This is a genomic window from Nonomuraea sp. NPDC050540 (assembly GCF_044457485.1).
Taxonomy (GTDB): domain Bacteria; phylum Actinomycetota; class Actinomycetes; order Streptosporangiales; family Streptosporangiaceae; genus Nonomuraea.
Map to the genome: position 1 here is coordinate 351,443 of NZ_JBITHA010000001.1, position 24,351 is coordinate 375,793.

At 73.3% G+C, this 24,351-nt stretch carries 24 protein-coding genes; 15 read left to right on the plus strand and 9 right to left on the minus strand.

Annotated features, from left to right (window positions below):
• Nucleotides 1-3: 3 nt before the first annotated feature.
• Nucleotides 4-285, minus strand: coding sequence for a metal-sensitive transcriptional regulator (locus ACIBI5_RS01615; protein WP_379609562.1), 282 nt, complete (start codon nt 283-285; stop codon nt 4-6).
• Between the two features lie 109 nt (nt 286-394).
• Between ACIBI5_RS01615 and ACIBI5_RS01620 the strand changes: the two genes are divergently transcribed.
• Both ACIBI5_RS01620 and ACIBI5_RS01625 read left to right on the plus strand, forming a co-directional pair.
• Nucleotides 395-1,807, plus strand: a complete 1,413-nt coding sequence (locus ACIBI5_RS01620) for an MFS transporter (protein ID WP_397242076.1) — start codon at nt 395-397, stop codon at nt 1,805-1,807.
• 120 nt (nt 1,808-1,927) lie between these two features.
• Complete coding sequence (locus ACIBI5_RS01625; RefSeq protein WP_397242078.1) at nt 1,928-3,820, plus strand: hypothetical protein; 1,893 nt, start codon at nt 1,928-1,930, stop codon at nt 3,818-3,820.
• A 1-nt stretch (nt 3,821) separates the two neighbouring features.
• Here the strand turns inward: ACIBI5_RS01625 and ACIBI5_RS01630 are convergent, their stop codons facing one another.
• The 3 genes from ACIBI5_RS01630 to ACIBI5_RS01640 are packed head-to-tail and all read right to left on the minus strand — an operon-like array spanning nt 3,822 to nt 7,495.
• Nucleotides 3,822-5,474 (minus strand): VanW family protein, encoded by a 1,653-nt coding sequence (locus ACIBI5_RS01630; RefSeq protein ID WP_397242080.1) that lies wholly within the window; start codon nt 5,472-5,474, stop codon nt 3,822-3,824.
• A gap of 26 nt (nt 5,475-5,500) precedes the next feature.
• On the minus strand, nt 5,501-6,328 hold the full coding sequence (locus ACIBI5_RS01635) for a F510_1955 family glycosylhydrolase (RefSeq protein WP_397242082.1): 828 nt from the start codon (nt 6,326-6,328) through the stop codon (nt 5,501-5,503).
• 12 nt (nt 6,329-6,340) lie between these two features.
• Nucleotides 6,341-7,495: an NAD(P)/FAD-dependent oxidoreductase gene (locus ACIBI5_RS01640; RefSeq protein WP_397242084.1), complete on the minus strand. Its 1,155-nt coding sequence runs from the start codon at nt 7,493-7,495 to the stop codon at nt 6,341-6,343.
• A gap of 117 nt (nt 7,496-7,612) precedes the next feature.
• On the opposite strand from ACIBI5_RS01640, the gene ACIBI5_RS01645 reads away from it, so the two are divergent.
• From ACIBI5_RS01645 to ACIBI5_RS01655, 3 genes are all read left to right on the plus strand, one after another.
• On the plus strand, nt 7,613-7,819 hold the full coding sequence (locus ACIBI5_RS01645) for a heavy-metal-associated domain-containing protein (RefSeq protein WP_184974662.1): 207 nt from the start codon (nt 7,613-7,615) through the stop codon (nt 7,817-7,819).
• Between the two features lie 80 nt (nt 7,820-7,899).
• Nucleotides 7,900-8,229, plus strand: a complete 330-nt coding sequence (locus ACIBI5_RS01650) for a hypothetical protein (protein ID WP_397242087.1) — start codon at nt 7,900-7,902, stop codon at nt 8,227-8,229.
• A gap of 55 nt (nt 8,230-8,284) precedes the next feature.
• Nucleotides 8,285-8,875 carry a DUF305 domain-containing protein gene (locus ACIBI5_RS01655; RefSeq protein WP_397242089.1) on the plus strand — a complete coding sequence of 197 codons (591 nt, stop codon included), beginning with the start codon at nt 8,285-8,287 and terminating at the stop codon, nt 8,873-8,875.
• A gap of 34 nt (nt 8,876-8,909) precedes the next feature.
• Here ACIBI5_RS01655 and ACIBI5_RS01660 read toward each other — a convergent pair whose 3' ends face one another.
• The 3 genes from ACIBI5_RS01660 to ACIBI5_RS01670 form a co-directional block, all read right to left on the minus strand.
• Nucleotides 8,910-9,545 carry a class I SAM-dependent methyltransferase gene (locus ACIBI5_RS01660; RefSeq protein WP_397242091.1) on the minus strand — a complete coding sequence of 212 codons (636 nt, stop codon included), beginning with the start codon at nt 9,543-9,545 and terminating at the stop codon, nt 8,910-8,912.
• A gap of 79 nt (nt 9,546-9,624) precedes the next feature.
• Entirely contained in the window at nt 9,625-9,852 is a 228-nt protein-coding gene (locus ACIBI5_RS01665; protein WP_397242093.1) for a hypothetical protein, read from the minus strand.
• A 68-nt stretch (nt 9,853-9,920) separates the two neighbouring features.
• Nucleotides 9,921-10,064 (minus strand): hypothetical protein, encoded by a 144-nt coding sequence (locus ACIBI5_RS01670; protein WP_184974673.1) that lies wholly within the window; start codon nt 10,062-10,064, stop codon nt 9,921-9,923.
• Between the two features lie 66 nt (nt 10,065-10,130).
• On the opposite strand from ACIBI5_RS01670, the gene ACIBI5_RS01675 reads away from it, so the two are divergent.
• From ACIBI5_RS01675 to ACIBI5_RS01720, 10 genes are all read left to right on the plus strand, one after another.
• Entirely contained in the window at nt 10,131-10,838 is a 708-nt protein-coding gene (locus ACIBI5_RS01675; protein WP_397242095.1) for a hypothetical protein, read from the plus strand.
• A 126-nt stretch (nt 10,839-10,964) separates the two neighbouring features.
• Nucleotides 10,965-11,294 (plus strand): NADH-quinone oxidoreductase subunit A, encoded by a 330-nt coding sequence (locus ACIBI5_RS01680; RefSeq protein WP_397242097.1) that lies wholly within the window; start codon nt 10,965-10,967, stop codon nt 11,292-11,294.
• Nucleotides 11,285-12,685: a hypothetical protein gene (locus tag ACIBI5_RS01685; protein WP_397242099.1), complete on the plus strand. Its 1,401-nt coding sequence runs from the start codon at nt 11,285-11,287 to the stop codon at nt 12,683-12,685. Before ACIBI5_RS01680 ends, ACIBI5_RS01685 begins: the two co-directional genes overlap by 10 nt.
• Entirely contained in the window at nt 12,660-13,529 is an 870-nt protein-coding gene (locus ACIBI5_RS01690) for an NADH-quinone oxidoreductase subunit H (RefSeq protein WP_397242101.1), read from the plus strand. Before ACIBI5_RS01685 ends, ACIBI5_RS01690 begins: the two co-directional genes overlap by 26 nt.
• The gene (locus ACIBI5_RS01695; RefSeq protein WP_397242103.1) at nt 13,529-14,020 is read left to right on the plus strand and encodes an NADH-quinone oxidoreductase subunit J; all 492 of its coding nucleotides are present in this window, start codon (nt 13,529-13,531) and stop codon (nt 14,018-14,020) included. The genes ACIBI5_RS01690 and ACIBI5_RS01695 overlap by 1 nt, the downstream gene beginning before the upstream one ends.
• A complete protein-coding gene (nuoK, locus tag ACIBI5_RS01700; protein WP_379609576.1) occupies nt 14,010-14,315 on the plus strand; it encodes an NADH-quinone oxidoreductase subunit NuoK in 306 nt (101 codons plus the stop codon). Before ACIBI5_RS01695 ends, nuoK begins: the two co-directional genes overlap by 11 nt.
• Nucleotides 14,312-16,078: a proton-conducting transporter membrane subunit gene (locus tag ACIBI5_RS01705; protein WP_397242106.1), complete on the plus strand. Its 1,767-nt coding sequence runs from the start codon at nt 14,312-14,314 to the stop codon at nt 16,076-16,078. Before nuoK ends, ACIBI5_RS01705 begins: the two co-directional genes overlap by 4 nt.
• Nucleotides 16,075-17,523, plus strand: coding sequence for a NuoM family protein (locus tag ACIBI5_RS01710; RefSeq protein WP_397242108.1), 1,449 nt, complete (start codon nt 16,075-16,077; stop codon nt 17,521-17,523). The genes ACIBI5_RS01705 and ACIBI5_RS01710 overlap by 4 nt, the downstream gene beginning before the upstream one ends.
• Nucleotides 17,520-18,878, plus strand: coding sequence for an NADH-quinone oxidoreductase subunit N (locus ACIBI5_RS01715; protein ID WP_397242110.1), 1,359 nt, complete (start codon nt 17,520-17,522; stop codon nt 18,876-18,878). The genes ACIBI5_RS01710 and ACIBI5_RS01715 overlap by 4 nt, the downstream gene beginning before the upstream one ends.
• A 9-nt stretch (nt 18,879-18,887) precedes the next feature.
• Entirely contained in the window at nt 18,888-19,421 is a 534-nt protein-coding gene (locus ACIBI5_RS01720; RefSeq protein ID WP_397242112.1) for a carboxymuconolactone decarboxylase family protein, read from the plus strand.
• Here the strand turns inward: ACIBI5_RS01720 and ACIBI5_RS01725 are convergent.
• Together ACIBI5_RS01725 and ACIBI5_RS01730 are read right to left on the minus strand one after the other, a co-directional pair.
• Complete coding sequence (locus tag ACIBI5_RS01725; protein ID WP_397242114.1) at nt 19,372-19,947, minus strand: TetR/AcrR family transcriptional regulator; 576 nt, start codon at nt 19,945-19,947, stop codon at nt 19,372-19,374. The two genes, ACIBI5_RS01720 and ACIBI5_RS01725, sit on opposite strands and share 50 nt — an antisense overlap.
• Nucleotides 19,948-19,963: 16 nt before the next feature.
• Entirely contained in the window at nt 19,964-24,259 is a 4,296-nt protein-coding gene (locus ACIBI5_RS01730) for an SCO7613 C-terminal domain-containing membrane protein (protein ID WP_397242116.1), read from the minus strand.
• Nucleotides 24,260-24,351 lie beyond the last annotated feature (92 nt).

Consider the following 24,351-nt stretch of genomic DNA (forward strand, 5'->3'; position numbering starts at 1 on the left):
ACCTCAGGACCGGACGAGGCGGGCGATCGCGTCGGCCGCCTCCTTGACCTTCAGCTGCGCCTCCTCGCCGCCCTTCTTGGTGGCCTCGGCGACGCAATGCGCCATGTGCTCCTCCAGGAGCGCCAGGGCGAACGACTGCAGGGCGCTGGTCGTCGCCGACACCTGGGTGAGGATGTCGATGCAGTACTTGTCGTCCTCGACCATCCGCTGAAGGCCCCTGGCCTGGCCTTCGATCCTGCGCAGCCGCCGTAGGTGCTCCTGCTTGTTCTCGGTGTATCCGTTCATGTGACCCCGTCCTCTCGTCACCCATCGCAACGTCATACCCCCCTACCGTATTTCCTCCCATGCCTTACGGGGGTAGGGTCTCGATAATCTGAACATCTATGTTCGACTTATGGAGGTGGTGGTCATGGGCCGCTGGGCCGTACTGGGACTGCTGGGGCTGGCGCAGTTCATGCTGATCGTCGACATCACGGTGGTGCAGGTGGCGCTGCCCACGATCGGGACGGAGCTCAGGCTCGACCGGGAGGCGCTGACCTGGGTGGTGACGACCTACACGCTGGTGTTCGGCGGGCTGATGGTGCTCGGCGGGCGGCTGGCCGACGCCTTCGGCGCGCGGCGCACGCTGCTGGCCGGGCTCGGGGTGTTCGCCGCGGCCTCGCTGGTGTGCGGGGTGGCGGGCGACGGGGCGACGCTGATCGCCGGGCGGGCGTTCCAGGGGGTCGGGGCGGCGCTGATGTCGCCGTCCGCGCTGGCCGTCATCACCAGGACCTACCACGGCGAGCTGCGCAACCGGGCGCTGGGAGTCTGGGGCGCCATCGGCGGGTCCGGCGCGGCCGTCGGCGTCCTGGCCGGCGGGCTGCTGACCGCGGGGCCGGGGTGGAGCTGGGTCTTCTACGTCAACGTCCCGATCGGGCTGGCGGTCCTGGCGGCGCTGCCCCGGCTCGTCGGACGGGACGAGGCCCATGCCGGCGGCCGCCGGGTCGACGTGCCGGGGGCGGCGACGGTGACGCTGGCCACCGCGCTGCTCATCTACGGGCTGGTCGGCGCGGGCGACGCCGGGTGGGGCGCGTTCTCCACGCTGGCCGCGCTGGGCGGGGCCGTACTCGGTTACGGGCTGTTCGTGCTGGTCGAGCGGAACGTGCGGACGCCGCTGATGCGGGCCGAGACGATGGCCAGGCGGGCCGTGGTCTCGGGGACGTTCGTGATGCTGGCGGCCACGGGCCTGATGCTCGGGCTGTTCTTCGTCAGCTCGCTCTACCTGCAGCACGTTCTCGGCTACGACGCGCTGACGACCGGGCTGATCTTCCTGCCGGTGGCCGTCGCGATCACGCTCGGGGCGCACCTCGGCGGACGGCTGGTCGGGAAGGTCGGCGGGCGGCCGGTGGCGCTGGTGTCGTTCGCGCTGACCGCGGCCGGCGCGGCCCTGATGACGCGGATCTCGCCGGACGCGAGCGTCTGGACCACGCTGGTGCCCGGGTTCGTGCTGGCGGCGTTCGGGATCGGGCCGGCGTTCGTCACGGCGACGACCACGACCATGGCCAACGTGCCCGCCGGTGAGGCGGGCGTCGCCTCCGGCGTGATCAACACCTTCCACGAGCTCGGCGGGTCGATCGGGGTGGCGGTGGTCTCCACGATGGCCGCGGCGAGCCTCGCGCCCGGGGCGTCCGGCGTCGAGGGCTTCACCGGGGCGCTGCTGCTGTGCGTGATCGTGGCCGCGGTGGCGGCCGTGGTCTCGTCGGTCCTGGTGCCGGCGGGCGTGCCGTCCGGGGTCACCGTGGGGCACGGCCACGGGCACGGCCACTGACGTTTCCGGATGTGGCGGGAAACATGCCGACGCCGGAAAAGTACTAGACGGAAGTTCTATTATAGTGACATCTTCAACTAAGGGGGCCCCGTAATCACATGAACCGGAGAGGGTTGACTTGTGAGCACGGTGCGAGAATGGGGGGCATGCGGGACGGCGACGATCTCCCTGATCGAGGGCGAGCGTGCTCTGCACGCCGAGGGGGACCTGAACACCGCACGTCACCACTTTGACGCCGCCTATCACGAGGCGGAGTGCGACGGCGACGCCGTGGCGCTCGCCAGGGCGGCACTCGGCCTCGGTGGCATCTGGGTGCACGAGCACCGCACCGCCGCCGAGGCGCAGACGATCCGCGTACGGCAGCGCCATGCCCTGACCCTGATCGACCCGCGCTCGCCGCTGGCGCTACGGCTGCGCGCCCGCCTGTGCGGCGAGGAGGACTACCGCGCGGGCCGCCACGCCGCGATCCTGGCCATGCTCACCCAGGCCAGGCACTCGGGCGACCCGGTGGCGCTGGCCGAGACGCTCAGCCTCGCCCACCACTGCGTCCTCGGCCCCGAGCACGGCGTGCTACGCCACGAGCTCGCCGAGGACATGATCGGCCAGGCCAGCAGGACCGGCCGCCGCGGCGACCTGATGATGGGGCTGATGTGGCGGACCGTCGACCTGTTCCTGGCCGGCCACCCGCACGCCGGACGCTCGCTCGACGAGCTGCGCGCGCTCCTGGACGAGACCGACCACCTGGCCGTCGGCTTCATCGTCAGCGCGATCGACGTGATGCTCGCCATCAGGGCCGGCCGCTTCGCCCAGGCCGAGAAGCTCGCCGCGGAGAGCGGGGAACGCGGCGCGCGGGCCGGCGACATCGACGCCGCGGGCTGGCCCAGCGGCCAGGTGGCGATCGTGCGCTGGTACCAGGGGCGCCTGCCCGAGCTGCTGCCGATCCTCACCGAGCTGGTGAACTCCTCGGTGCTCGGCGTCCTCGACTACTCCTACCTCGCCGCCACCGCCACGGCGGCCGCGGGGGCGGGGGAGCACCGCCTGGCCGTCAACATGCTGGCGCGCCTGCGCGGTCAGGACCTCGCCCGCCTGCCCAGCTCCAGCGTGTGGCTGACCACCCTGTACGGCGTGGCCGAGGCGGCCCACCTGCTGGGCGACGCCGACCTGTCCACCCAGACGTACGAGCTGCTGCGGCCCTACGCCCACCTGCCGGCGATCACCAGCCTGGGCGTGGCCTGCCTCGGCTCGGTGCACCACCCGCTGGGCGTCGCCAGCCTGACCACCGGTGACCTCGCCCGCGCCGTGATCCACTTCGGCGAGGCCGTCCGGGCCAACCTGGCGCTCGGGCACTGGCCCGCCGTGGCGTTGTCGCGCTGGCGGCTCGGCCAGGCCCTCGCCCTGCGCGGCGAACCGGCCGAGCGGGAGCTGGAACTGGCCGCGCAGGAGGCGGCCGAGATGGGGATGGCGCTGCCCGCCTCGCCCTCCGGTACGGCCCGCCGTACCGGAAAGGTGGTGTGCAGGAGGCGCGGGCCGCAGTGGCAGTTCGAGTTCGGCACCCGCTGCGCGCACGTGGACCACAGCGTGGGCATGGGCCATCTGGCGACCTTGCTGGCCAACCCCGGGCGCGAGGTCCGGGCCGGTGACCTGGTCACCGGGCCGGCCGCGACCGAGGCGGTCTCCACCCAGCCGCTGCTGGACGAGGAGGCCAAGCGCGCCTACCAGCAACGGCTCGGCCAGTTGCAGGACGACATCGACGAACTGGAGTCCATGAACGACCTGGAACGCGCCACGGCGCTGCGTGCCGAGCACGACTGGCTGGTCACGGAGCTGGCGGCGGCGGCGGGGCTGGGCGGGCGGACCCGGTCGTTCGCCGGCACCGACGAGCGGGCCAGGATCTCGGTGGGCAAGGCGATCCGGCGGGCGATCGGCCGGATCGCGGAGGCGGACCCGGTCATCGGGGCCGAACTGCGCGCGACCGTGCAGACCGGGCAGCGCTGTGTCTACCAGCCCCGCTGACTCAGGGGGTGCAGGTGAGCTTGGGCTCGGGCTGGTAGACGGTGGTGAACTTCTGCCTGCGCAGTTCCTTGCCGTCCCGTTTGAAGATCCGCCACACGTCGATCGTGAAGCCCTGGACGCCGCTCATCGGCTGGCACTTGGGCCCGGACTCCTTCAGCGTGGGGAAGCTCTTGATGTTGTAGCGGGCGGAGCTCTGCGACTCGACCTCGTACCGCTTGGTGCTCCAGAACTGCACGGTGATCGAGGTCGAGGTGTAGGAGGTCTTGATCAGCACGCCGTACTTGGAGTCGTTCTTCCACCGGAAGTCCGGCTGCGGGTAGGACACCGTCGACTCGCGGCCCGCCGGGTAGCGCGAGATGTAGTACATGTGCGGCATGTGCTGGACGTCCTCGAAGCCGCCGAAGAAGACCGCGTTGAACATCGTGGTGGCGAACTGGGAGACGCCGCCGCCCACGTCGTCCACGAAGCGGCCGTTGAGGATCATGGGCGCCTCGACGAACCCGCGGGCCTTGTCACGCTTGCCGACCAGGCCGTTGAGTGAGAACGTCTCGCCGGGCTTCACCACGTGGCCGTCGACGATGTCGGCGATCGTGTGGATGTTGGTCACGCGCGGCGCGCAGCACGGGTGGTTGGAGGTGTAGGAGGCGACCCGCTCCTTGACGCCCAGCTTGCCCGCCGCCTCGGTGGTCAGCCTGGCCGGCGTGACCTTGACCGGCGCCTTGGCGGTGCGCTCGCCGGCCGCCACCGCCTCGGCCACGGCCGTCCCGAGCTCCTTGTCGTCGATGCCCTTGCCGTCGCGCGCGGGCACGACCTTCGGCCGCCCGGACACGATCTTGAAGGTGGCGTCGCGGGGGAGCTGGCCCGCCTCGACGAGCCGCTTCTCCAGGCCGGGGGCCACCGCCTTGGCGTCGAAGGCCGGCTTCAGCGTGCCGCCGTCGCCGGTGAAGCTCAGGCCCGCGGCCATCTCGGCGCGGGTGATCGCCGCCTCGCGGGTGCCGCTGGTCACGGTGAAGTCGGCCGCGACGGCCGTACGCGCCGTGGTCGATGCCACCTGGCGCACCTCCTTCGCCGGTACGGCCGGCGGCAGCGTCCTGGTGACCAGCTCCACCGGCCCGCCGTCGCCCAGGAAGGCCCGGCGCACGACGCCGGCCGCCGCCGCCCGGTCCAGGGCCAGCCCCTTCTTCGGCATGGCCGTACGCGGCTCCAGTCCCCGGTAGGAGATGACGCCTTCCTTCGGCTTGCGGTCCACGGTCTTGGCCAGGGCGGTGATCCGCTCGGTCAGCGCCTGCTCGTCCACCTTGACGACCGGCTGGAGCTCGCGGCTGCCGAAGATCGAGCGCACGACGCCGACCGGGGTCGAGGCGCCGTCCATCGCCGCCGCCACGGTGGCCGCGACGTCCACGGACAGGCCGAGCTCGGACGGCTCCAGCCGGGTCTTCCTGCCCGCCGCCGTCACCTCGATCGCCCGGGTGGCACGGGGGCGAAGCTCGCGTTCCAGCTGCGAGCGCGCCTCCTCGGGTGAGAGCCCTCCGATGTCCACGCCCGCGACCTTGGTGCCCGGTGGCACCTCTCCGGCCAGCATGATCGCCGGTACGGCGTAGGCCAGCACGACCACGCCGAGCACGGCGGCCAGGATCACGAGGGTCTTCGGCATTTTGGGCATTCAGGTCTCTCCGGGCATCAGGTATTCGCCGGTCTGAAGAGTACGTTGAACACACCACCGCCGTCGCCCGAGTCGTGCACGACCCCGTCCTCGGTGACCGCCAGCAGGCGGTTCCCGCCGACCGCCGCGAAGGCTACCGCGGGGCCCGGCAGGGTGCCCGCCGACCGCCACGAACGCCCGCCGTCGCCGCTGGAATGGATCCTGCCGCCGGTGTCGACACCGGTCAGCTTCCCGGCCGCCGCCACATGGGTGAGCGGGGGCGCCTTGCGTACCGGCTCGAAGTCCATGCCGCGGTTGGCGCTGACCTTGAGGCCGTCCCGGGTGGCCGCGTAGAGGCGGTCGCCCGAGAAGGCCAGGTCGTTCACCTGCTCCGCGGCGCCCTGCGTCCAGGTCCTGCCGCCGTCGCCGCTGGCGCGCACCCGGCCGGTGACGCTGTCGAACGCGTAGAGGTCGGCGCCGGCGGGCTCCAGCGCGTGGAAGTCGGCGCTGCCCTCCTCCGAGACGGTGGTCCAGGTGACGCCCGCGTCGGTCGTGCGGATCAGGCCCAGGTTCGGCGGGGCGTCAGGGGTGGCCTCGCCGGGATGGCCGCTGGCCAGGAACGTCTTCTGGCCCACCACGGTGAAGCCCATGTGGTCCTGGACGCGCCCGGCCACGCGCTGGGCGCTCCGCTCGCCGGTGACCTTGAACAGCCCGTAGTGGGCGGCCAGGTAGACCGCGCCGTCGGCCGGGTCCACGCCGACGCCGTGGACGTGGCCGATGCCGGGATCCTGTTCGGTGGCGGGCCGTTCCCGCGCGCAGGCGGTGGCGGCCAGGATCAGGAGAAGACAGGCGAGGGTTCTGGGCATGAGCAGATACTACTATTGGTCGTCGTAGATGGGCTGTCTGGCCGCGATGCGGCGCTTGAGCTTGATCAGATCCTTGGGGGAGTTGGCGGCCACCGCGCCGACCAGGACGTCCTCGCGGGTGAAGGCCACCGCGAACCGGTCCTCCTCCGGCGAGCCGGTCACGACCGTCGCGGTGTCGGCCAGATGCGGCAGGCCGGCGGTCTGGACGCGGCTGCCGTGCACGCTGGTCGCGAAGTTCGGCACGTCGGTGAACGCCCGGGACTCCCCGGGGCCGGCCAGCAGGTTGCGGGCCGCGGCGGCGCCCTGCTCGTTGGCGTTGGACCAGTGCTCGACTCTGACCATGGCGCCGCCGTACAGGCTGTGGGGCCAGCGCGCCACGTCGCCCGCGGCCACGATCCGCGCGGACCCGCGCGCGAACAGCGTCTCCTCCACCAGCACCCCGTCGTCGACGGGCAGCCCGCTGCCGTCGAGCCACTCGGTGTTCGGCACCACGCCCAGGCCCGCCACCACCAGGCCGGCCGGGATCGCGCGCCCGTCGGCCAGCCGCACCCGGCCCTCCTCGACCGCGCGCACCCGGACGCCCGAGATCAGCTCGACGCCGCTGCGCTCGTGCAGCCCGGCCAGCCACGCGGCCGTCACGTCACCCAGGCCCGCGTGCATCGGGTAGCGGCCCGAGTCGATCAGCGTGACCTTGAGCCCCAGCTCGCGGGCGGTGGAGGCGACCTCCCCGCCGATGAACCCGGCGCCGACCACCACCACGTGCTCGTGCCCGCGCTCCAGCTCGGCGCGCAGGGCCAGCGCGTCCTCCAGGGTCCGCAGCGTGTGCGCCGCCTCCATCGGGCGCGGGCGGGCGCCGGTGGCGATGACCAGGCCGTCGTAGCCGAGCTCGGCGCCGTCGTCGAGGGTGAGCGTCCTGGTCGCGGGATTCAGGTGTACGGCGGTGCGTCCGCGCGACCACGAGTCGTCAAGCTCGCCGGCGCCGGGCAGGAGGATGTCGTCGTCGCCGCGCAGGAGGCCCTTGGACAGCGGCGGCCGGTTGTAGGGCGGGTGTGTCTCGGCGCCGACGAGGGTGATCTCGCCGTCGAAGCCTTCTTGGCGCAGCGACTGCACGGCACGCAGGCCGGCGAGCGAGGCGCCCACCACGATGATCTTGTTGAGGGTTCGCATGGGGGAGGACTATACCCCCTAAGGGTATATTGGCAGGACTTGCGCTCCCGGCTGTCGGGTGCGTATGTTGCTGACCATACCCATTGGGGGTATCTATGGTGAAGGGGTTGGGACGAGATGAGCACGACGACGTTCGCGGTGACCGGGATGACCTGCAACGGCTGCGCCAACAAGGTGAAGGGCGAGATCGGCAAGGTTGACGGCGTGTCCCAGGTGGACGTGGAGCTGGCGACCGGGCGGGTGACCGTGACCGCCGACGGTGTGGCCGACGCGCGGATCATCGACGTCGTGGAAGAGGTGGGCTACGAGGCCGTCGTGGTCTGAACGGTGTGCGAGGTGGTGGGGCCGGGTGCTGCAGCGCCCGGCCCTTGCTACTATTTTTGGTAGTTGTTTTGGGGGTGAGCATGGTGCTTCGGCTCGGGCGGACGCTGCTGCTCGTCCTGCTCGTGGTCGGGGTGTGCGGGATGCACACGCTCGGCCACCTCTCCCATGACAAGGGGCATGCCGCCGTGGCACAGGCGCCGGTGGCGCTGGACCAGGGGAATGGACTGCCGGGGCTGGATCCCGGGGTGGTGTGCCTGGCCGTACTGACGTCGATGGTGTTCTTGCTGCTCGCCGTCGTGTGGGCCGGGATGCTGCCGTGGCCCCTGCGGGCCGTCCGCCGGACGTGGCGGGTGCGTGGGGTGGCGCGGGCGCCGCCTCGGCTCACCGAACTCTCCGTGATGCGCATATAGGCCGACCTGGTGTTCGTCAGGCCTTATCTCATCTTTGACGGGAGTTCAGTTCACCATGTTCATCAGTACGTCTCGCCGGATCTCGCTGGCCGTCGCCTCGGGAGCGGGGGCGCTCGTCCTGCTCACCGCCTGCGGGGGGAGCGAGCCGCCCGCACCGGCCGCCGCGACCTCGACCTCATCGGCGACCTCCGCCGCCTTCAACGACGCGGACGTCATGTTCGCGCAGATGATGATCCCGCACCACCGGCAGGCGGTCGAGATGGCCGACCTCGCCGTGGGCCGCGCCGCCGACAAGGAGATCAAGGACCTGGCCGCGAAGATCAAGGCGGCGCAGGACCCGGAGATCCAGACCATGCAGGGCTGGCTCCAGGAGTGGGGCAAGCCCCTGCCCACCGGCGGCATGGACCACGCCATGCCCGGAATCATGTCGGAGGACGACATGAAGAAGCTCGCCGCGGCCAAGGGGGCGGCGTTCGACCGGATGTTCGCCGAGCTCATGATCGCCCACCACAACGGCGCGATCGACATGGCGAGGACCGAGCAGCAGCAGGGCGCGGACCCCGAGGCCAAGGAACTGGCCAAGGCCATCGAGACGGCCCAGCAGGCCGAGGTGGCCCAGATGCGCGCGCTCCTCGAACGCCTCTGAGCGTGGAGGGCTTCCCGGAGGCTCCGGGAAGCCCTCAGGTCCGCTCGTAGACCGCGACGTTGTAGAAGCGGCCGTCGTGCTCGCCGTCCTCGTTCGACAGGCTCCTCAGCTGAGGATGGCCGTCGAAGTGGGTGTGCAGGAGGCGGGCCTGCGGGCGGGAGTGGGTGAGGACGAGGTGGCCGCCGGGCTCCAGCAGCCCGGCGAGCCGGTCGGCCACCGCGGGGGTGTTGCCCAGGTAGTAGAGCAGCTCGCCGACGAAGATCAGGTCGTACGGCCCGCCCGCGTCCTCGGTCAGGATGTCCAGGCGCACGAACGTGGCCGACGACCCGGTGCGGGCCGCCTGCTCGCGGGCCCGGCGCAGGGCGCGGTGGGAGATGTCCGCCCCGACCGTCTCGGCCTCCGGGTGCGCCGCGGAGGCGAGCATCGTGAAGCAGCCCTCGCTGCACCCCACGTCGAGGACCCGGCTGTAGTCACGCCTGGGCACCTGCTCCAGCGTGGCCTTGTACTTCTCCCGCTCGTACGCGTCCACCGTGACGCTCCACGGGTCGGCGCGGATGTGCCAGAGATCGAAGTACCCGCGCAGCAGCCGTCGCTGCACCCGCGGCCCCGCCAGCGACATGGCTCCGAACAAGAGCTGATGAATCCGGTTCGGGCGCTCGTCCTCGGCCATGACCCTCCACATCTCCCAACGGCGTTCCGCCCAACCTACGTCGTGACCGGCGCGGATGATCGGGAACACCACGGGAAACTCATGGCATGCGCGGGCTGATCCGCCCCTGGTCCACCAGCGCGAGATAGACGGCGAACGCGCCGACGGCCCACATCTCCGCGTGGGCGCTGGACAGGATGATCTCCTCGCCGTCCCTGGACACGATCTCGTATCGCCCGAACGACAGGCGCCGCCAGGCGATGAGCACGTTCTCGTACACGAGCACGTCCAGCATCGCTGCCAGGTTCTCGCGGTTGGGGGCGGGCACGGGGCAGGACTCCTCGCTCCCTCGCCGTCCCCTCCATTCTGCGGCCTCGCAGCGGGTTTACCTAGAAACTACTGGGCGGCCGGGCGGGTGGCGGACTCGGAGCGCTCGTGTTCGCGGTCGGCGCGTTCCCGCTTGAGTACGGCACGCACCCCGAGCAGGAAGGCCGTGGCCACGACCGCGGGCGGGACGAGGGCGGCGACGACTTCATACATGCACGCCAGTTTACGGCCCGGAACCTCCGGTCCCGCTCGCGGTGTACAAGCAGCGGAGGTGTAGTCATGAGAAGACTCCTGTTCGTGCTCTCCGCCACGCTGGTCCTGGCGGCGGGCTGGCTCGCGGCACCGGCGAACGCGGGCGGCTGGGCGATGACGTATCTGGACCCGCTGCCGGACCGGTTCCAGTCCGGCACGACCTACACGGTCGGCTTCTGGGTGCTGCAGCACGGCACGCACCCGTTCGAGGGCGACCTGGGCAAGACGGGACTGCGGCTGACCGCCGCCGACGGCAAGGTCATGACCTTCGACGGTACGGCGCGGCCGGAAGCGGGCCACTACGTGACCTCGATCGCCGTCCCCGAGGGCACGTGGAAGGTGGAGGGCATCCAAGGGCTGTTCAAGGAGCACGACGTCGGCACGCTCACCGTGCCCGGCGCCCTGAAGGTCAACCCGCCGCCCAAGGACCTGCGCGGGGACGGCAAGGACTACTGGGGCGCGATCCGCCCGCCCGGTTTCCCGGCCGGCGGCTCCGCTGACCGGGTGGTGGCGGCCCCGGCCTCGGCGCCGGCGTCGGCTCTCGCCCCGGCTCCGGTCTCGGCGCCTGGTGGGAAGGCGGCGGACGAGGCCGCGGGCTTCCCGCCGTACGCGCTGCTGCTGGCGGGGCTGGGCGGTGCGGCGGTCACCCTGGCAGGGGTACGGCTGGCCCGCAGACGCCCCCTGGACGAGACCCCGGCGGACGACAAGGCGGACACGATCACCGTGTCCGGATGATCGCCGCAGGTCACGCGGGCCGGGCGGTGGCCCTCGCCGGACGCGGCGGGGGCCACGCGCGTGATGGTTGGCGTCCACTCATCAGGGAACTACGGATCTTAGTAGCTTGGTGAGGGGGTGGCCGGCGTGCTCGTCGTGCTGATCCTGCTCGCGGTCGGCATCGCGGGCGTCTACTGCGTCTCGCTGGTCGTCGCGCCGCGGGGAGTGCTGCGCGCGGGGCCGTACCTGTCGGGTGCGCGGCCGGCCGAGCACGCCCTGTCCCGCTACCACGTGCGCTGGTACGCCGGGACGCTCATCTTCCTGGCCTTCGACATGGAGATGGTGTTCATGTACCCGTGGGCGCTGGTCGTGGCCGAGGTGGGGACGGTCGCGGTGGTGGAGATGTTCCTCTTCCTCGGGTTGCTGATGGCCGGGGTGGTCTACGCCTGGCGCGAAGGCGCGCTGCGGTGGGTCTGAGGGGGTGGCTGCTGCGGCGCGCCGCCTCCCGGCCGGCGGTTCTGGTGGTCGCCGGGCCGTACGGCACGCGCCTTCGTCTGCTGGTCGAGGCGTGCGGCTGGCCACAGGCCCGCTCACCCGCGGCGGCCGCGGTCCTGGTGACCTGCGGGCCGCTGGGAGAGAGGCTGGCCGCGGCGGCCGACACCGTGTGGAACGACGTGCCGGGGCCGAGGGCCCGCGTGTCCTTGCCCGCGGACGCGACGGCGGAGGAGGTGCGGGCCGCGCTGGAACGGGCCCGCGAGTCACTGGCCGACGAGACCGCCCAGCTACGGGACGCGGCGGAACATCTCACCACGGCCTGGCGGCCCGAGGAGGCCGAGCACACGATGTCGTGCGGCGCGGGCGCCATGCTCACCCCCACGGAAACACCCAAGGACGAGCACGGCCCCTCGGGCGGGCACTCCGGCGGCCCCTCGGGCGGGTCCTCGGGCGGGCACTCCGGCGGGTCCTCGGGCGGGCATGAGGGTCATATGGGGGTTGTGGGCGGGGTGGCGATGGCCGGGCGTGGGCCGGATCGGGACGGGCTCATGCTTGACCGGCTGCACGTGCCTCTCGGGCCGGTGCTGGCGGACTGGCCGGACGGGCTCGTCGTCGAGACGGTCATGCAGGGTGACGTCATCCAGCGGGCCGTCGTGGTGACGGGGCGTCCCGGGGCCGGGCGGAGCTTCTGGGACGAGCCCTGGCTGGCCGCCGCCGAGGGCGAGCCGGTCACCCGGGGCGCCGCCGAACGCCGCCGGGCCGCGGCACACCTCGACAGCCTCGGCCGCCTCCTCGCCGTGGCCGGCTGGCCCGACGCCGCCCGTACCGCCCGCCACCTGCGCGACCGCCTGCTACACGACCGTCTCCCACACGCCCGCCTGCTACGCGACCGTCTCCTACACGCCCGCCTGCTACGCGACCGTCTCCTACACGACCGCCTCCCGCGCGACGACGGGGACGTGGTCGCCGGCTACGCGCGCTTCGCCCGGCGGGTGCGGAGGTCGCGGGTGCTCGCCTGGATGCTGCGTGGGCTCGGCCAGGTCGACAGGGATCACGCCTTCCTGGCCGGAGACGTGCTGGACCGGGTCCACCGTCGGCTGGACGCGGCCGGTGACGCGATCGGGCGGCTACAGGACCGCACACCGCTGACCGTAGACGGGGGACCGCCGGGAGACGACCAGGGACTGCGGGGAGACGACCGGGGAGACGGCCCTGGGTCGGCCGGGTGGAGCCGGGGCGCTCTGGAACTCCTGCCCGGACTTCTGGAGGGCGCCGAACTGGCCGAGGCGAGGCTGATCGTGGCCAGCCTCGATCCCGATCTGGCCCAGCTCTCCCCCGAGGCGGCCCATGAACGAGGTGAGGAGCGTGGGTGAGGTGGCCGGGCTGGTGGGTGGGCTCGGGGTGCTGGTGGCCGCCATCGCCCTCGGCGAGAGGAACTGGGCGGGTGTCGCGCGCGGGCTGGTCGTGCAGCGCCGGCGCACGCTTCTGCCCGATCTGCCGCTCACCCGGCTCGGCGTGGTGACGCTGCCGGTCGTCGCGGTGCTGGCCGCGCTCGTGCTGCCCGTGGGCGAGCGGGCGGTGCTGGACCTGGGCGTGGGGATCGTGTGGTTCAACGCGATGGAGGTCGGCGCGTGGGCGGCGGTGTGGCTGGCCGGCTGGGGGGCGAACTCGGTCTTCCCGCTGGTCGGGGGGTATCGGTTCGTGGCCCAGGGGCTGGCCTACGAGCTGCCGCACATGTTCGCGCTGATCACGGTGGCGCTGGGGGCGGGGTCGCTGCGGTTCGCCGACGTGGTGGCGGCTCAGCGGGGGCTCTGGTTCGTGGTGTGGATGCCGGTGGCGTTCCTCGTGTACCTGATCTCGGCCCTGGCCATGGCGTTCTGGGGGCCGATGGGGGAGCCGGCGGGGGCCGGCATCGCCGGTGGGGTGACGGCCGAGCTGGCCGGGCCGGATCGGCTGGTGTTCCTCGCCGGGCGCTACGCGCTGCTGGTGGTGGCGGCCGCGGCGGCGGTGCCGCTCTTCCTGGGCGGCGGGGCCGGACCCTGGCTGCCCGCGTGGGCGTGGACGGCGGTGAAGACCGTGGCCGTGCTGGCCTTGTTCGCGGGGATCGGGCGGCGGGTGCCGGTCGTACGGATGGACAGGTTCATGACGTTCGCCTGGATGGTGCTCATCCCGCTGTCCCTGCTGCAACTGCTCGTCGTCGGGATCGTGGTGATGTGATGGCGTTCTGGATCCTGGCGGTGCTCGCGGTGGCGAGCGGGATCGCGGTGTTCGTGGTGGATTCGATGGCGCGGGCCACGTTCGCCCTGCTGGCCTCGCTGATCGCGGTCGGGGCGACGTTCTTCCTGATCGACCTGCGCTATCTCGGTGCGCTGATCATCCTGATGATGATCATGGAGATGCTGGTGATGGCCGTCTTCATGATCATGTTCATGATGAACCCGGCGGGGCTGATGCCCATGTCGATGCTGCACAACAAGAAGGGCGCGGCGGCCATCTCCGTCGCGGTGTTCGCACTGCTGGTGGCCGGGATCTTCCTGGCCGACTGGCCGGACCGCAGGGGTGCGCCGCCGCCCGACCCCACCGAGGCTCTCGGCATGTCGATCATGGGGCAGAAGATGCTGGTCATGATGGTCATCGGGGTCGCGATCCTGGCCACGATGATCTCCACGGTGGTGCTGGCGACGCGGCGGGGCCGTTATGACGCTTGAGGGCTTCCTGCTGCTGGCCGCCGCGCTGTTCGCGATCGGCCTGTACGGCGCGCTGTCCCAGCAGTCGATCGTCATGCTCATGATGGGCCTGGAGCTCATGATCAACGGCCTCATCGTGGCCGGCGGCGCCTTCTGGTACTTCGTGGCACCCCGGACGGCCGACGGCCAGGTCCTCGTGCTCGTCGCGGTCACCGTGATGGCACTGGAGATGGCGATGGGCTTCGCCGTGACCACCGCCATCTTCCGCGCCCGGGACGTGGACACCACCGACGGCGCGGGGGACCTCAAGGGATGATCTGGATCCTGCCCGCGGCCGCCGGCGCCCTGCTCCTCCTGGTACGGCGGGCCCCGCGCGCCACAGCCGTCACCACCGCGGCGGCCACCCTCGCGCTGGCCGTCTGGGCCGCCGTGGCCCGGCCCACGACGAGCTTCCCCCTGGTCTTCACCTCCGGCTTCGCGGTCGACGGGCTGTCGGCCGTGATGGTGGTGACCGTGGCGGCGGTGGCGCTGGCGGTGCTGGTGTTCGCCACGGGCGAGCTGCGGGAGGCCAGGTTCTACGGCCTCATGCTGATCTTCGTCGGCGCGATGCTCGCGACCGTCACCGCGACCGAGCTGACCGTGCTGCTGATGGGGTGGGAGGTGATGGGCGCGATGTCGTACGCGCTCATCGGCTACTGGTGGCGCGACGGCGACCGGGTGACCTCGGCGGGGGTGGCGTTCGTGACCACGCGCGCGGGCGACCTCGGCCTGTACGTGGCCGCGGGCGCCGCCTTCGCCGCGTACGCGGCGGGCGGGACGTCCGGGCAGGTGCTCGGGCTGGCCGGGCTGCCCGAGCTGGCGCAGCCGTGGCGGGACCTGGTGGCGGGCGGGATCGTGCTGGCCGCGCTCGGCAAGTCGGCCCAGCTGCCGTTCTCCTTCTGGCTGTCGCGGGCCATGGCCGGTCCGAGCCCGGTCTCGGCGTTGCTGCACTCGGCGACGATGGTGGCCGCGGGGGCGTACCTGCTGCTGAGGGTGCAGCCCCTGCTCGTCGCGACGGGGTGGGCGGGGCCGCTGGTGGCCTGGGCGGGCGGGCTGACCGCGCTGCTGCTCGGCGGCGTGGCGCTGGCCCAGCGCGACCTCAAGCAGCTTCTGGCCGCCTCCACGTGCGCGCAGCTAGGGTTCATGGTGATGGGGTCGGTGGCCGGGGGCGCGGCTCATCTGGTGGCGCACGCGGCGGTGAAGAGCCTGCTGTTCCTGGGCGCGGGCGCGTGGCTGACCGTCCTCGGCACCAAGGACCTGTCCGGGCTGCGCGGGGCGGGCCGCCGCTATCCGGTGGTGGGGGCGAGCTTCGCCGTGGGCGCCCTGGCGCTGGCCGGGCTGCCGCCGCTGTCGCTGTGGGTGACGAAGGACAGCGTGCTGGCGGCCGTTCACGACCCCTGGCTGCACGCGGTCGGGCTGGCCGCCGGTGCGCTGTCGGCCGCCTACGCGGGCAGGGCGCTGGTCGCGGTCTGGCGGGGTTCCCGCTCGGACGGGCGGCCATCGGAGACGCTCTCCTGGGCGCCGCTGCCGGTTCTGGCGGTGGGCGCCGCCGTGCTGGGCGTCGTCGGGCTGCCCGCGGTCTGGGAGTGGTGGTCCGGGCTGCTGGGCGACCCCGGCGCCGCGCGGGTGGACGCGGGATCGCTGGCGTTGTCGGGGGCGCTGGCCGCCGCCGCCGTGCTCACCGCGCTGGTACGCCCGCCCGAGCCCCGCCCGCTGACGGGCTGGCTGGGACTGGAGGCGGCGGCGCGGGCCGTGGTGTGGCGGCCGCTGCTCTCCTTGGCCAGAGGGGCGGCGTGGTTCGACGACCGGGTGGTCGACGGCGCCGTCGAGGCGGTGCCGAGGCTGGGAATGGCGGCGGCCAGGCTGGCGCGCACGCCGTTCGAGATGGGCGTGGACGGCGTGGTGCGGGCGGTCGGCGCCGCCGCCCTGGGGCTGGGGCGGCTGGCCAGGCGCCCGCAGACCGGCCAGGTGCACACCTACCTCGCCCAGGCCGCCGTCGGCCTGATCATCCTGGCCGTCGCGATCGCGTTGGTGAGGTGAGCGTGCTCGATCTGGTGATCTTCCTGCCCCTGGTGGCCGCGGCCCTGCTGGTGGTGCCCCGGGTCAGCGCCCGCTGGGTGTGGCTGGGCGCCACGGCCGTGGACCTGGCGCTGGTCGTGGCCATGTGGCTGGGTTACGACGGCGGCATCGGCTACGAGACCCGGCTGCGCTGGATCCCGTCGGTCGGCGCCGGCTACCACGTCGGCGTGGACGGGCTGTCGCTGCCGCTGATCGCGATGACGGCGGTGCTGTTCCTGCTGTGCGCCATCTACTCGTGGCGCGAGACACGCCGGCCGAGATCGTACGCGGCGTTGTTCCTGTTCCTGCAGACCGTCTCCATCGGCCTGTTCGCCGCGCTCGACCTGCTGGTCTTCTTCGTCTTCTTCGACCTGTCGATCGTCGGCATGTACTTCGTGATCGCCGGCTGGGGCCACGGCGACCGGGCCAGGTCGGCGCTGAAGTTCTTCCTGTACACCTTCCTCGGCTCGCTCGCGCTGCTGCTCGGCTTCATCGGCCTCTACCTGGGCGGCGGGACGTTCGACATGGTCGAGCTGACCGCTGAGCCGCCCATGGTCCCGGCGGTGGTGCTGCTGGCGATCGGGGTGGGGCTGGCGGTCAAGACGCCGACGGTGCCGTTCCACACGTGGCTGCCGCCCGCGCACACCGACGCCCCGGCCGCGGGCTCGGCGATCCTCGCCGGCGTGCTGCTCAAGATGGGCACGTACGGCTTCGCCAGGATCGCGATGCCGATGCTGCCGGAGGCGTGGCGCGCGTACGCCTGGGTGATCATGGCGGTGGGCGTGGTCAGCGTGCTCTACGGCGCGCTGGTCGCCCTCGCCCAGGACGACCTCAAGCGCCTGATCGCCTACACCTCGGTCAACCACATGGGCTACATCGTGCTGGCGCTCGGCGCGGCCGGGCTGGCCCCGGGCGCCGAGCGGGCCAGGGAACTCGCGGTCAGCGGCGCGGTCACGCAGATGGTCAGCCACGGGCTGATCACGGGGGCGCTGTTCCTGCTGACCGGCGTGCTCTGGGATCGGGCCAGAAGCTATGACATCGGCAAATACGGGGGGATCGCCGGGACCGCTCCGGTGTTCACCACGATGGTGGCGGTCGCCGCGTTCGCCTCACTCGGCCTGCCGGGCCTGTCGGGCTTCATCGCGGAGTTCCAGATCTTCACCGGCGTGATCGGGGCGGGCGCGGTCGTGGCGGGAGTGCTGGCCATCCTCGGCATCCTCATCACCGCCGCGCTGCTGCTGCGCGTCTTCCACCGCGCCTTCCTCGGCGCGCCGGGCGAGCTGGAGATCTCCGACGTACGGCCGCGCGAGCTGGCGGCCGTCGCGCCGCTCCTGGTGTTGTCCCTGGTCATCGGCCTGGCTCCGCGCTGGCTGCTGGACCCGGTCGAACCCTTCTCCGCCGTGCTGGTGGGCCTGGTGAGCCGATGACCGGCATGGCGGAGAACCCGCTCGACCTGCTCCCCGAGCTGCTCATCCTGGCCGGGGCGGTGCTCGGCCTGCTGACCGGCCTGTTCGTGCCGCGCGAACGGCAGGGCGTCGTGGCCTGGATCTGCGCCGCGGCCCTGGCCGGTTCGCTCGCCGCGACGCTGGCCGTCGTCGGCGGCCCTGACGTGATGGCCTTCGAGTCGTTCGCCGTCGACCTGCCCACGAACGTCGCCCGCCTCACCGTCGCCGCCACCACCCTGCTCGTGCTCCCCCTGGCCAGATCCTGGGCCCGCGGCGACCGGCGGGAGAGCGAGGTGTACACGCTGGTCATGCTGGCCGCGCTCGGCGCGCTGGTGCTGGCGGGGGCCGACGACCTGCTGGTGCTGGTGGCCGCGTACCTGCTGGCGAGCATTCCCGCCTACGCGCTCACCGGCTTCGCCAAGGACGCCGCGGGCACCGAGGCGGCGCTGAAGTACTACCTGCTCGGCGCCTTCCTCGGCGTGCTCATGCTGGCCGGCGTCACCCTCGTCTACGGTACGGCCGGCGCCACCGCCTACCCCGAGCTGGACCGCGCCGCCCCCGGCGTGGCCGTCGTGCTGCTGCTGGCCGGGATGCTGGTCAAGGCGGGCGGCGTACCGGGCCACTTCTGGGTGCCCGACGCCGCCGAGGGCGCCTCCAGGCCGGTGGCGGCGTTCCTGACGACGGTGCCCAAGGCGGGCGCGTTCGTGGCGCTGTACCGGCTGGCCCAGGACGTCTTCGACCAGCCCATGCTGCTGGCGGTCGTGGCGGCGGTGACGATGACGCTGGGCAACCTGGCCGCCTTCGCGCAGGACAACGTGCGCCGCCTGCTGGCGTACTCGACCGTGAGCCAGGCCGGGTACCTGCTGGTGCCGGTGGCGATGGCGGGCCGCGGCGACCTGGCTGAGCCGGCGCTGCTGTTCTACGTGGCCGCCTACGCGGTCACGAACCTGGGCGCGTTCGCGGTCGTCGCGGCGGCCGGGACCGACCGGCTCTCCGAATACTCCGGGCTGGGCAGGCGTTCGCCCTGGCTGGCGTTCTCGCTGGTGGTCTGCCTGCTGGGGCTCGTGGGCACGCCGCCCACGGCGGTGTTCGTCGGCAAGGTGCTGGTGTTCGCGGCGGCGTGGCAGGGCGGCTACGCCTGGCTGGCGGTGGTGGCCGCGCTCAACACGGTGGCGAGCCTGTTCTACTACCTGCGCTGGATCCGGCCGCTGTACGCCGGCGGGGAGGGCGAGCCGGCGGGCAACGGGTGGGTGGCCTACGTCTGCGCCGCGGTCTCCCTGGGACTGGGAATAGCCAGCGGAGCGGTCTTGCTTATACCCTCAGGGGGTATCAACTGAGGAGGAAGCATGCGACGCCTGAACGCCCTGGAGCCCGAGCAGGCCCCGGCCAGGTCCCGTGAACTGCTGAACGAGATCATCGAACGGCGCGGCTCGGCGGGCGAGATGGTCGCCACCATGGCCCACTCCCCGGCGCTGCTGGAGGGCTATCTCACCTTCTCGCGGGCCATGAAACGGGTGAAGATTCCCCGGCCGCTGTCGGAGAAGATCTCGCTGGCCGTACAGGAGTGGATCGGTTGCGCGATGTGCAAGCAGGCGCACGAGCGCGCGGCGCTCGCGGCCGGGCTGAGTGAGGGCGACGTGGAGCTCGCCCGCCAGGGGACCTCGACCGACGCGCGCGAGGCGGCCCTCATCGGCGTGGCCGTGCGGGTGCTGGCCGACCCGAGTTCGCTCACCGACGAGGACGTCGCGGAACTGCGCGCGCACGGCTGGAGCGACCGGGTCATCGCCGAGGTCGTCGGCCTGGTCTCGCTGAACCTGCTGACCGGCGCGTTCAACCTGCTGACGGGGATCGAGCCGAAAGCAGAGACCGCAGCGACGTGACGAGCACGCCGCCCGCCTCCCCGCCGTCGAGGCGGGCGGCCTCAACCTCCTGCGCCGCGGTGTGCAGGAGCGCGAAGAACGAGCTGACCTGCCACGACACCGGCACGTCGGTACGGAAGTCGCCGCTGTCGCGGCCGCGTTCGATGAGCTCCTCGACCCGCTTGAGCGGCTCGGCGTGCCGTTCGCGGATGCGCTCGGTCGGCAGCGTGCGGTCGGCGGCGACGAACAGGCGGCTGTGCCGGTTGAGTATCTCCCAGGACGAGCCCACCAGCCGGGCGAGCGCGTCGGGGGCGGGCAGCGTGGCCAGTTCCGGGTCGTCGAGCGCCAGGTCCGCCTCGGCGATCGCGCGGGCCAGCACCGCGTCCACCAGGTCCTCGCGGGAGGGGAAATGCCCGTAAAGGGTGACCCGGCCCACGCCCGCGGCCTTCGCCACCTCCGCGACGCTCGCACCGGGATCGCCGCTCAGCAGGCGTTGTCCGGCGGCGAGGATGGCTTCGATGTTGCGTTCGGCATCGGCGCGGACCATGGCACGACCCTAACGCCTAGCGCATCCGCACCAGCAGCCCGCGCACGCGGCGCAGATCGCGCAGCCGGTGCTCGTACGTGGCGCCGGTGAACAGCAGGAACGCGCCCGCCAGCGCGATCGGCAGCCAGCGCGGCCCCTGGCCGACCAGCTCGCCGATCGCCGGGGCGAACTCGTGCGCCGCCGTCACCACCAGCACCACCCCGCCGAGCAGCAGCGGCGCCTGCAGACGGGCGCGGGCTCCGGCCAGGGTGGCGGCGAACGCGGCGGCGCCCAGCAGGAGCGGCCGCAGGAGCGCCGGGTCGTTCCAGGCGGCCACGAGGCTGGGCAGGAAGGTCAGCGCCAGGGCGGAGCCGTAGCCGATCCAGGAGGAGACGGCGGGGTCGCGCCGCCGTACCAGCCAGGCCGCGATCAGCCCCGCCACCGACAGCGGCACCGTGTACGCCTCCGGCGCCGTCACCCCTTCGAGTGCCAGCTTGAGCCAGAGCGCCAGCTGCAGGAGCACCAGGCCGGCCCAGCGGGCGTCGCGGCGCTCCGGCCGCAGCGACACCACCAGCGTCAGGACCCCGGTCGTGGCCAGTGCCAGGCAGGCCAGAGCGGGTTCGCTCGCCGTCAGCAGCGTCCCGGCCACCGCCAGCGCCCACCCCGGCAGCTCGACGGCCAGCGCGACCGGCCGGGGGTGCAGCCGCGCGGCGGTCAGCGCGGCCGGCGCCGTGACGGCGATCAGCGCGAACGCCGCCTGCTCCCCGGGCAGCCCGGCCGCGAGCGCCGCGGTCAGGGCCAGGCCGCCGCCCGCGACGGTGGCCGTCGCGGCGGCGCCCAGCCGCACGCGAAGCTCGCGTGCCCGCACCGCCAGCGCGCCCGCGAGCGACGTCAGCGCCGCGAGCACCCCCAGCGTGTACGGCGCCGCCGCCATCGACCACACCACCAGGTGCGCCGCGAGCACGAGCACGATCCAGCCCGCCGCCCGATCCCGCCCGGCCTGCACGGCGAGCGCCACCACCAGGCACCCCAGGAACGCCGGCACCCCCGCATACGGCAGCTCCGCCACCACCGGGACCAGCTGGAGACACAGCGGCACCGCCACCGTGGCCATCGCCAGGGCCGCCCGCCCGCCGCCCAGCCGCCCCGCCGTGATCACGTAGGCGACCGTCACCAGGACTCCCACGGCCAGGGATGTTCCGGTGCCGCCGAGGTCGTCGGGCGTCAGCACCTCCTCCGGCGCGAACAGCTCACCGGGCACCCCCGTCCAGGGGTGGGCGAGCCAGCCGTAGGGGAACGCGAGGACCGCCGCCCAGACGGGCAGATGCGGCAGCAGGGCGGCGGCGCCGGTCACGATCGCGCCCAGAGCCAGCGCCTCCCGCTGCTTCCGCGTGCGCCGCCCGGAGGCCGCGGCCATGGAGAGCGCGCCCACGGCCAGCACGATCGTCAGCCTCGGGAGGTCGCCCGCCATGCCCAGGGCCACCGTCCAGAGGACGCCGGCGGTCGCGCCGAGCGGCACGGCCACCGCGCCGGGCGTGAGCATGGCCGCCCTGACCAGGAGGACGGCGATCATCAGGAGCAGCAGCGCCGCGTTCTCGCTGGTGACCCCTGCGCTGAGCGCCGCCGCCACGCCTTCGGCGCCGATCGCCAGCCCGGTCACGGCCGAGGCCGCCGAGGTGACCGGGGAACCGCGCCCGCGCAGCGCGCAGAGCAGGCCGATGGCGGCGATCGCGCCCAGCACGGCCAGCGTCGCGGTCCGGTCGGCCAGAGACCAGGAGACGGCCAGCGTCCCGGTCCACAACCCCGCCGCGCCCGCCGTGCCCGCCACCCTGCCGAGACCGGGCAGGCCGGTGGCGGCGACGGCCGACCACAGGGCCAGCGTGCCGGTGACGCCCACGAGGAAGGCCAGCGACACCCAGTACGGCAGGCCGGCCGCCAGCGGAACCGCCGTGAGCGCCACCGGGTAGGCAAGCGAGGCGACCCCGGCGGCGGCGGCGCGGCCCCAGCGCGCTCTGGCCGCGAGCGTCCCGGCGGTCGCCGACAGGATCAGCACCGCGAGCAGCGCGCCGTCCGGATGGTCAGGGAGCGCCCATCGCAGCGACTCCTCCGGCGAGCCCGCCGCCTCCGGCCAGGCGTGCCGGATCCAGGTCAGGGGGCCGAACAGGGCGGGGCCCGCCGTACTGGAGAGGGCGAAGGGCGCGAGCACCGCCAGCGCGCCCGCTTCGGCCACCGCCGCGTCCCGCCACCGGCCGCGCGGACGCCGCCACGCCGAACAGGCGGCCAGCACCGCCGCCACGGCGATCACCAGGGCGCGCTCCCGCCCGCTCACCAAGATCGCGAACGCGCTCAGCGCCACGGCCGCCGCCTCCACCGCGCTCCGCCCGCCGGGCCGGACCGCGCGGGTGAGCCGGTCGAGCACGCCGAACAGCAGCGTGCGGGCGGTGGTCGGGGCGTCGGCCACGGCACGGGCCAGCTTGCGCGAGGGCCGCGTCACCACGAGCGTGAGCGCTCTGACGGCCAGCAGCGCCCCAGCCGCCCAGGTACCTCCGGCGGCCGCCCCCGGTCCGGAGAACAGGGCCAGTGCGAGCACCCCTGCCATCAGCGTCGCCCCGGCGCCGGTCAGGGCCTGGGCCGGTGCCGTACGCGCTCTGACCGCCCCCACCGCCAGCACCGCGCCCAGGCCCGCCGCCACGAGCACGGTGGCCTCGCGATCGGCCAGCGACCAGCACACGGCCAGCGCCGCGAGATAGCCGCCCACCCAGACGGCGGGCCCGGACCGCCGCGCGCCCGTCCACAGCGCGAACGCCGCGGTCCCCGCGACGATCAGCAGCGCCATCGGGTACGGCAGGCCCGCCCCGACCGGCAGCACCACCACCGCCCCCGAGCCCAGCACCCACACCCCGATCCGGCGCCACCGCGGAACGCCCACCGCGGCCAGCGACAGAGCCAGGGCGAGCAGGCCCAGCGTGACGGCGTCACCCGCGCCTATCTGCCAGACCCGGCCCACGGGTACGTCCAGCGGGGTCGTGGGCCATGGCGTGGAGAGCCAGGCGAAGGGCACCGTGGCCACGGTCAGCAGGGAGGGGCCGGCGAAGACGGCGGCCAGGGGGAGCACGACGAGCACGCCGCCGCGCACGCCTGGACGCAGCCCGGCCGGAAGGTGGCGGACGACCGCCAGAACCCCACAGGCCGCCGCCACCCAGACCGCCACCCACCAGGGCTCAGCCATCCCCCAGGACCCGGTAGGGCCCCAGGTCCCGCTCACACCCCAGGGCCCGGTCATGCTCCAGGGCCCCTCTGGGCTGGTTGGCGGGTTGGGCGGAGTTTCCGGGGTGAGCAGGGTTGCCAGGGCCGTCAGGTTCTCCGGGGTCAGCAGGGACAGGGGGACGGCGGCCACGGCGGCCATGGCGGCCAGGCCCGAGGCGGCGGCCACCGGGAAGCGCCAGGCGGCCCCGCGGACCGACAGCGCCCACGCGGCGAACAGGGCCGTCATCGCGGCCGGCGTCGCGGCGGCGGCCGGGGCCACGGCGGGGCCCGCGGTGGCGGCCACCAGGATGCCCAGAACCAGGGCCGCCGTCCCGGCGAGTGCGCCGACGGTGGCGGAGACCGCGTACTCGAGGGCGGCCAGGCGGTCGCGGGCCACCCGCCACAGGACGTAGTCGGCCGCGCAGGCCAGGACGGCCACGGCGGCCGCCCAGGGCAAGCCCTCCGCCGACGTGTCGAAGACGGCGACGGCCATCGCTCCCAGGGCGAGGTTGGCCAGGACGATCGCCGTGGGGGCGGGCAGCCGCAGCGGCGACATCCAGGCGTACGCCGACCAGAGCACCGCCAGGGCGGCGGCGGCCAGGGCCACGATCCAGAACGGGTGCGGGGCTGCCGTGCCCGCCTCGGAGGCCGGTCCTGACAGGGCTTGGGCGATGGCCACGCCGTCCAGGGGGAGGAGGACCAGGCCCAGGTAGGCGACGGTTTCCGCGGTGGCGGCCAGGCGGCGGCGTACCAGCAGCCAGGGGACGGCCAGCACGCCCAGCGTGAACGCGCACAGGATCAGCGCACGCAGCGCGGGGACGTCCCAGCTGACCAGCGTGAACACGACGGCCGCGATCGACAGCAGCACGCCGCCCAGGCCGAGCAGCACGTTCTGCACGGCCCGATGCGACAGATCCCACCGCCCGCCACCACCGCTCTCGCCACCCCCGGCCACGTCGCGGGTGGCACCGCCGGCCCTGCCGCGGCCCACAGCCAGGCCCTTCCCGGCATCCCACTCGCGTCCCGCCGACCCACCGGTCGCCCGCCCGCCGGTCGCTGGTCCGGCCGCCTCCTGCCCGATGGTCACGGGCTCAGGGGACGCGGGGGTCGCGGGTTCAGGGGCAGCGGGTTCGGGGGCCGCCGGTCCAGGGGTTGGCTTTTCGGGGGTTGGGGCTTCGG

What these genes read in the sequence shown, in the direction of transcription:
- ACIBI5_RS01675 (WP_397242095.1), top strand. Translation starts at nt 10,131, where the DNA reads ATGAGAAGACTCCTGTTCGTGCTCTCCGCCACGCTGGTCCTGGCGGCG.
- ACIBI5_RS01715 (WP_397242110.1), top strand. Translation starts at nt 17,520, where the DNA reads ATGACCGGCATGGCGGAGAACCCGCTCGACCTGCTCCCCGAGCTGCTC.
- ACIBI5_RS01635 (WP_397242082.1), bottom strand. Translation starts at nt 6,328, where the DNA reads ATGCCCAGAACCCTCGCCTGTCTTCTCCTGATCCTGGCCGCCACCGCC.
- ACIBI5_RS01725 (WP_397242114.1), bottom strand. Translation starts at nt 19,947, where the DNA reads ATGGTCCGCGCCGATGCCGAACGCAACATCGAAGCCATCCTCGCCGCC.
- ACIBI5_RS01620 (WP_397242076.1), top strand. Translation starts at nt 395, where the DNA reads ATGGAGGTGGTGGTCATGGGCCGCTGGGCCGTACTGGGACTGCTGGGG.
- ACIBI5_RS01670 (WP_184974673.1), bottom strand. Translation starts at nt 10,064, where the DNA reads ATGTATGAAGTCGTCGCCGCCCTCGTCCCGCCCGCGGTCGTGGCCACG.
- ACIBI5_RS01720 (WP_397242112.1), top strand. Translation starts at nt 18,888, where the DNA reads ATGCGACGCCTGAACGCCCTGGAGCCCGAGCAGGCCCCGGCCAGGTCC.
- ACIBI5_RS01695 (WP_397242103.1), top strand. Translation starts at nt 13,529, where the DNA reads ATGGCGTTCTGGATCCTGGCGGTGCTCGCGGTGGCGAGCGGGATCGCG.
- ACIBI5_RS01630 (WP_397242080.1), bottom strand. Translation starts at nt 5,474, where the DNA reads ATGCCGAAGACCCTCGTGATCCTGGCCGCCGTGCTCGGCGTGGTCGTG.
- ACIBI5_RS01645 (WP_184974662.1), top strand. Translation starts at nt 7,613, where the DNA reads ATGAGCACGACGACGTTCGCGGTGACCGGGATGACCTGCAACGGCTGC.
- ACIBI5_RS01615 (WP_379609562.1), bottom strand. Translation starts at nt 285, where the DNA reads ATGAACGGATACACCGAGAACAAGCAGGAGCACCTACGGCGGCTGCGC.
- ACIBI5_RS01690 (WP_397242101.1), top strand. Translation starts at nt 12,660, where the DNA reads ATGAACGAGGTGAGGAGCGTGGGTGAGGTGGCCGGGCTGGTGGGTGGG.
- ACIBI5_RS01640 (WP_397242084.1), bottom strand. Translation starts at nt 7,495, where the DNA reads ATGCGAACCCTCAACAAGATCATCGTGGTGGGCGCCTCGCTCGCCGGC.
- ACIBI5_RS01655 (WP_397242089.1), top strand. Translation starts at nt 8,285, where the DNA reads ATGTTCATCAGTACGTCTCGCCGGATCTCGCTGGCCGTCGCCTCGGGA.
- ACIBI5_RS01660 (WP_397242091.1), bottom strand. Translation starts at nt 9,545, where the DNA reads ATGGCCGAGGACGAGCGCCCGAACCGGATTCATCAGCTCTTGTTCGGA.
- nuoK (WP_379609576.1), top strand. Translation starts at nt 14,010, where the DNA reads ATGACGCTTGAGGGCTTCCTGCTGCTGGCCGCCGCGCTGTTCGCGATC.
- ACIBI5_RS01650 (WP_397242087.1), top strand. Translation starts at nt 7,900, where the DNA reads ATGGTGCTTCGGCTCGGGCGGACGCTGCTGCTCGTCCTGCTCGTGGTC.
- ACIBI5_RS01705 (WP_397242106.1), top strand. Translation starts at nt 14,312, where the DNA reads ATGATCTGGATCCTGCCCGCGGCCGCCGGCGCCCTGCTCCTCCTGGTA.